Source organism: Aeromicrobium sp. PFPM2_SD2, from assembly GCF_057364525.1.
Map to the genome: position 1 here is coordinate 1 of NZ_JBNFNZ010000107.1, position 6576 is coordinate 6576.

General features: G+C 73.7%; 7 protein-coding genes. 4 read left to right on the forward strand and 3 right to left on the reverse strand.

Going from position 1 to position 6576, the window contains the following annotated elements; genetic code table 11:
- Positions 1–153 precede the first annotated feature (153 nt).
- A complete protein-coding gene (locus tag AC2W7G_RS07105; RefSeq protein ID WP_485867818.1) occupies positions 154–1026 on the reverse strand; it encodes a peptidase dimerization domain-containing protein in 873 nt (290 codons plus the stop codon).
- A gap of 9 nt (positions 1027–1035) precedes the next feature.
- Positions 1036–1407, reverse strand: a complete 372-nt coding sequence (locus tag AC2W7G_RS07110) for a hypothetical protein (protein ID WP_485867819.1) — start codon at positions 1405–1407, stop codon at positions 1036–1038.
- Positions 1408–1586: 179 nt separating this feature from the next.
- On the opposite strand from AC2W7G_RS07110, the gene AC2W7G_RS07115 reads away from it, so the two are divergent.
- A complete protein-coding gene (locus tag AC2W7G_RS07115) occupies positions 1587–3464 on the forward strand; it encodes an anthranilate synthase family protein (RefSeq protein ID WP_485867820.1) in 1878 nt (625 codons plus the stop codon).
- On the opposite strand, the gene AC2W7G_RS07120 is transcribed toward AC2W7G_RS07115, so the two are convergent.
- Positions 3461–4357: a DMT family transporter gene (locus tag AC2W7G_RS07120; RefSeq protein WP_485867821.1), complete on the reverse strand. Its 897-nt coding sequence runs from the start codon at positions 4355–4357 to the stop codon at positions 3461–3463. The two genes, AC2W7G_RS07115 and AC2W7G_RS07120, sit on opposite strands and share 4 nt — an antisense overlap.
- A gap of 173 nt (positions 4358–4530) precedes the next feature.
- Between AC2W7G_RS07120 and AC2W7G_RS07125 the strand changes: the two genes are divergently transcribed.
- The 3 genes from AC2W7G_RS07125 to AC2W7G_RS07135 all read left to right on the forward strand — a co-directional run.
- Positions 4531–4890 (forward strand): hypothetical protein, encoded by a 360-nt coding sequence (locus AC2W7G_RS07125; protein ID WP_485867822.1) that lies wholly within the window; start codon positions 4531–4533, stop codon positions 4888–4890.
- 44 nt (positions 4891–4934) lie between these two features.
- On the forward strand, positions 4935–5087 hold the full coding sequence (locus AC2W7G_RS07130) for a hypothetical protein (protein WP_485867823.1): 153 nt from the start codon (positions 4935–4937) through the stop codon (positions 5085–5087).
- Between the two features lie 103 nt (positions 5088–5190).
- The coding region (locus AC2W7G_RS07135) for a DEAD/DEAH box helicase (RefSeq protein WP_485867824.1) at positions 5191–6576 on the forward strand (1386 nt) is incomplete at its 3' end.

Genomic DNA, 6576 nt, shown 5'->3' on the forward strand with positions numbered 1-6576 from the left:
GCTCGAGCGGGCACCCCGGGCAGCGGCCGGGCGACGTGTCCGTGCTCGCCGAGCGCGGTGCGCAGGGCGGCCTTCATCTCGTCGTAGGTCAGGTCGGGCCGGCGCGGTGCGAGGGCCTCGCCGCGCACGACGCGCCGGTCCGTCTCCAGGTGTTCACGCCGGGCTGGTCGACCGTTCGTCCTCCGCCGCGCCGACGGCCGGCGCCCCTACGAGCAGCGGGCGAGGATGAGCCGCGCGTACGTCTCGGCGGCGGCCACCACCTCGTCGATGCGGACGCTCTCGTCCACGGCGTGCGCGTTCGCGATGTCGCCCGGGCCCAGCTGCAGCGTCGGGACGCCGGCGGCGGCGTACTGGCGCAGGTCCGAGCCGTACGGGGGCGCCGACCGCGGGCATGTCCGGGTCGCCGGCCGCCGCCCTCACCTCGTCGAGGAAGGCGTGGCCGTCGGGCAGGCTCCCGGCCGCGAACTGGCCGCCGGGCCAGGTCACGACCGCCGGGTTCTTCTCCAGCCACGGGTGGTCGGCGGCCGCGACCGCCGCCTCGAAGACCGCGCGGGCGTCGACGAAGGACTCGCCGGGCATCGTCCCGAACCGGCCCTCGGCCACGAGCCGGTCGGGGATGGTGGAGGCCCAGTCGCCGGCCTGCAGCATCCCGACGCTGATCGGGAACGGGTGCGCGTCGAACGGCGCCGGCGGGTGCTGGTTGCGGACGGCGTCGAGCCGGCGCAGGGAGGCGTGCACCGCCTCGAAGACCTCGATGGCGCTCACCCCGGCGTCCGGTCGCGAGCCGTGCGTGGAGGAGCCGGTGAGCTCGATCCGGAAGGTCAGCGCGCCGGCGTTGGCGGTGACGATCGTCCCGGCGGTCGGCTCGGCGATGAGGCAGGCGTCGCCGGTGTGGCCGCGACGCAGCGTCGCGAACGCGCCGAGGCCACCGTCCTCCTCGCCCACGACGGTGTGCACCGCGAACGGACGGCGCAGGGTCGCGCCGCTGGCCGTCACCGCGCGCACGGCGGCGAAGATGGCCGCCACGCCGCCCCTTCATGTCGCACACCCCGCGGCCGAACCAGGTGCCGTCGACCTCGCGCAGCACCACGGGTCGCCGCCGGTCCACGCCTCCGGCTCGCCGGGCGGCACGACGTCCACGTGCCCGTTGAGAATGAGCGCCGGCGTGCCGGGGCCCGACGTGCCCACGCAGCCCCACGCCTCGGCGCGCTCGACCTCCTCGCCGGGGTGGTCGGGGTCGGCCCGCAGGGCGTCGACGTCGAGGGGCCACAGGTCGACGTCGAGGCCGAGGCCGGCGAGGGTCGCGGCACACCAGCGCTGGGCCAGCACCTCGGACTCGCTGCCGCCGACGCTGGCCAGGCTCACCAGCTGGGTGAGGTCGCGGCGCACGAGGTCGATGTCGATCATGGCGGCGAGCGTAGGACACGGACGTGGCCGCGGACGCCCTGCGGTACGCTTCGGGCCATGACAGCCCGGCCCCTCACCTGGTGGCGCCACCCGTAGGTGGCCTGTCGACTTCTGCCCAGACCGCCTCACGGCCGGCTCTGGGCTTTTCTCTTCCCGGGCGGCCGAGCCAGGAGAACCACATGACGCACCTCGACGACCTGCTCGCCCAGCCCGCGTGGGCGATCGTGCGCACGCGCGACAGCGACACCGTCACGCTCGTCGGCGGCCCCCGCACCGACCTGGAGCGGCTGGCCGACGTGCCGCTCGGCACCGGTCCGGGCGACGGGTGGGAGCAGCTCGTGCTGGTGCCGTTCCGGCAGGTGCGCGAGCGCGGCTTCGACGCCCACGACGACGGCACGCCCCTGACCGCGATCGCCGCCGAGCTGCGCCGCGAGGTGCCGCTGGACGCGCTGATGGCCCTGCTGCCCGACACCGAGATCGAGCTGGCCGACCGCGGCGGCTTCGAGACGTCCGACGAGGAGTACGCGCGCACCGTCCAGGCGATCATCGACGACGAGATCGGACGCGGCGAGGGGGCCAACCTCGTGGTCGGGCGCCGCTACCGCGCGCAGGTGGCCGACTGGGGCCACGACCGCGCGCTCACCGTGCTGCGCCGCCTGCTCGAGCGCGAGCGGGGCGCGTTCTGGACGTTCTGCGTCTTCACCGGCGACCGGTACCTCATCGGCGCCAGCCCCGAGCGTCACGTCAGCGTGGACGCCGGGCAGGTCCGCATGAACCCGATCAGCGGCACGTTCCGTCTGCGCGGCCTGGAGACCCAGGCCGAGCGCAAGGCGGCGCTGCTGGAGTTCCTGCGCGACGAGAAGGAGATCTACGAGCTGTTCATGGTCGTGGACGAGGAGCTCAAGCAGATGTGCGACATCTGCCACGAGGGCGGCATGGTGCTCGGCCCGTTCCTCAAGCCCATGACCCACCTCGTCCACACCGAGTACCTGCTGGCCGGCCGCACCCGCATGGACGTGCGCGACGTGCTGCGCCAGTCGATGTTCGCCGCCACGGTCACCGGCAGCCCGGTCGAGAACGCCTGCCGGCTGATCGCCCGGTACGAGCCGCAGGGCCGCGGCTACTACGCCGGGGTGGCCGCGCTGCTCGGCCGGGACGCGAACGGCGCGCAGATGACCGACGCGCCCATCCTCATCCGCACCGCCGACGTCGACCTGGACGGGAACGTGGTCGTCACCGCGGGCGCGACGCTCGTGCGCGACTCCGACGCGATGTACGAGACGAAGGAGACGTGGGCCAAGGCGTCCGGCGTGCTCAGCGCGTTCGGGCTGGTCGAGCAGGCGCCCGAGGCGGTGCCGGGTCACGACGACTTCACGCGCGACGACGAGGTGCTCATCGCGCTCGGCTCGCGCAACCAGCGGCTCAGCCAGTTCTGGCTCAGCGACCAGTCCGGCGCCGCGGCGCGGCCCGAGCTCGAGGGCAAGCGGGTCGTCGTGCTCGACGGCGAGGACGACTTCGTCAACATGCTGCGGCACGTGTTCGGCGTCCTGGGCATGACCACCGACGTCGTCCGGCACGACGCCCTGGACGACGGCGCGCTGGACGGCTACGACCTCGTGGTGCTCGGTCCGGGTCCCGGCGACCCGCGCGACGAGGACGACGCCAAGATCGCCACGATCGGCCGGGCCGCGGACGCCCTGCTGGCCCAGGAGCGCCCGTTCCTGGCCGTCTGCCTCGGGCACCAGGTGCTCAGCCGCAAGGTGGGGCTCGACCTGGCGTTCAAGGACATCGTCTTCCAGGGCACGCAGAGCCGGCTGCCGGTGCTGGGCCGCGAGGAGACGGTCGGCTTCTACAACACCTTCGTGGCCCGCGTGCCCGACGGCGGGCTGCCCGCGGGCGTCCACGTCGAGCGCGAGGAGGCCACCGGCGACGTCCACCTCGTGGCCGGGGCGCACTACCGGGGCATCCAGTTCCACGCCGAGTCGGTGCTGACCCAGAACGGCTTCCGGATCCTGCGCGACCTGGTGCTGGAGCTGCTCGCCCCGCAGGACCGCTAGGCGCGCTCGGCGACGCGCGAGCGGCGCGGACGCACGCGGGTGATCGCCACGCCGGCCAGGCTCAGCACGCCGCCGACCAGGGCGAGCGCGGCCGGGGTCTCGTCCAGCAGCGCCCAGGCGATGCCCGTGGCCACGACCGGGACGAGGTAGGTGGTCGACGCGGCCTGGCCGCTGCTGATGCGGGCCAGGGCGTACGACCAGGTGCTGAAGCCGATCGCGGTCGGGAAGACGCCCAGGTAGACCAGCCACCACACGTCGGCGGCGGACGCGTCGCCCAGCTCGCGGACGAGCTGCGGCGCGAACGGCAGGCACACGACGACGGCGACCACGCAGCCGAGCCAGACCGACATGACCGGCTTCACGTGGGCGAGCGCGGCCTTCTGCGTGAGGGTGCCGATCGCGTAGGTCACCGCCGCGACGAGGCACAGCACGACGCCGGTGGTGCTGGCCGTCTCGACCGCGTCGCCGCTGCGCGAGCCGACGGCGATGAGCGCGACGCCGCAGAACGCCACGGCGATGCCGACGAGCAGCGGCTTGGGGAAGCCCTCGCCGAGCACGAACCCGGCGAACAGGGCGACCAGCGCGGGCGCGACGTTGACGACGAGCGCCGCGGTGCCGGCGTCCAGGTGCAGCTCGCCGGCGTTGAGCGCGACGTTGTAGACGCCGAACCAGACGACGCCGTAGACGACCACGAGCAGCAGGGGACGCCCGGTCGGCATGGCCGCGCGGGTCGGACGGGCCAGCAGCGTCAGGGCCAGGGCGCCCACGATGACCCGGCCGAAGGTCAGGGAGCCGGGCGAGAAGGCGTCGCCGAGCGCACGGATGGCCACGAAGGCCGAGGCCCACAGCAGGACGGTGACGGCCAGGGCCGGCACGGAGAGGTCGCGTCGCACGTCGACACGCTAGGGCGTGCCACCGACGGTCCACGACCCCGCCACCGGCCAGACGTGCACGAGATCCCGCCACGGCACGGAAAATTCATGGCTCTGCTCGGCGCTGCGCGCGCGTCCCCGTGGCCCGGCGGCCCTAGGTTGACTCTCGACCTGAGGAAGCGGAAGAGGTGGCGATGCGCACCACGTTGGTGAGGGAGATGGTCGATCTCGCGATCGACCAGGCACAGATGGAGCACCCGCACGTCGACTTCAGCATCCTGCTGTGCCCGGCCCACGCCGCGGCGCTGGACGCGACGTCCTACCGCGGGCACGAGGTCGTGGCGACCGACCTGGTCGACGCCTCCCTCGTGCGGCTCGAGCCGCTGCTGGACGGCGACGCCCGCTCGGCCCGGGCGTGCAGCTACGTCGTCGACCTCGACGAGGAGATCATCAGCGTCTACGGACGCGTGCTGGACCCGGCGCACGTCGCGTCCTCGGCCGCGTCGGCCACCGCCGCGGCGGCGTCGGCGGTGTCCCGCTCCGTGTCGGCCTGACCCCCTCCCCGGTCCGGCCCCCGTCGCGAGCTACCGTGGAGGGCGTGCAGGACGCTGGACCGTCTCCCTCCGACGAGGTCGAGACCTATCCCCGCCACGGGCTGTGGCACAACCGTCTGCTCGCCTCCGACGGCGGGTTCCTGGGCACCCACACCACGCGCGACGACGCCGTCGCGCCGGACGCGACCCGGACCTGACGGCGGGCGTCCGTCCGGGGAGGGAGGGACCCGCGCTCGGTGCGACCCCCCGGCGCCGAGCGCGGATTCTTCCCTCCCCGGGTCGGGCGACTACCCTTGACCGGTGAGCTCCCCGAACCCCGACGTGCCCGAGACCGAGACCCCCGAGGTGACGTTCGCCGACCTGGGAGTCGCCGAGCCCGTGCTGCGGGCCCTCACCGAGGTCGGCTACGAGACCCCCTCGCCGATCCAGGCCCGCACCATCCCGCCGCTGCTGGAGGGCCGCCACGTGGTCGGCCTGGCCCAGACCGGCACCGGCAAGACCGCCGCCTTCGCCGTGCCCGTGCTGTCGCAGCTGGACCCCAAGGCGGCCAAGCCGCAGGCGCTCGTCCTGGCCCCGACCCGCGAGCTGGCCCTGCAGGTGTCCGAGGCGTTCGAGCGCTACGCCGCCCACATGCGCGACGTCCGCGTGCTGCCGGTCTACGGCGGCCAGGGCTACGGGGTGCAGCTGTCGGCGCTGCGCCGCGGGGTCCACGTCGTCGTCGGCACCCCCGGCCGCATCATCGACCACCTCGAGAAGGGCACGCTCGACCTGTCGGCGCTGCGCTTCCTGGTGCTCGACGAGGCCGACGAGATGCTGACCATGGGCTTCGCCGAGGACGTCGAGACGATCCTGGCCGACACCCCCGACGACAAGCAGGTCGCGCTGTTCAGCGCCACCATGCCGCCGGCGATCCGCCGCATGGCCGAGAAGTACCTCGACGACGCCGTCGAGGTGACGGTCAAGGGCAAGACGTCCACGTCGTCGACGATCACCCAGCGCTACCTCGAGGTCTCCTTCCCGCAGAAGCTGGACGCGATGACGCGCATCCTCGAGGTCGAGAACTTCGAGGCGATGATCGTCTTCGTCCGCACCAAGCAGGCCACCGAGCAGCTGGCCGAGCGCCTGCGCGCCCGCGGGTTCGCCGCCGCCGCGATCAACGGCGACGTCGCCCAGGCCCAGCGCGAGCGCACGGTCGGCCAGCTCAAGGACGGCAGCCTCGACATCCTCGTGGCCACCGACGTCGCCGCGCGCGGCCTGGACGTCGAGCGCATCAGCCACGTCGTGAACTACGACATCCCGACCGACACCGAGTCCTACGTCCACCGCATCGGCCGCACCGGCCGGGCCGGGCGCAAGGGCGACGCGATCAGCTTCATCACCCCGCGCGAGCGCCGCCTGCTCGGTGCGATCGAGCGGGCCACCCGTCAGCCGATGACGAAGATGCCGCTGCCGAGCGTCGAGGACGTCAACGAGAGCCGGCTGAGCAAGTTCGACGACCAGATCACCGAGGCGCTCGGCTCCGAGCGCCTGGCGTTCTTCCGCGACGTCGTCGACCACTACGTCCGCCACCACGACGCGCCGGCCGAGGACGTCGCCGCCGCGCTTGCGCTGTCGCTGCAGGGCGAGGAGCCGCTGCTGCTGGAGCCGGACCCGGAGCCGCCGGCGCGTGGAGCTGCGCGACGCCGG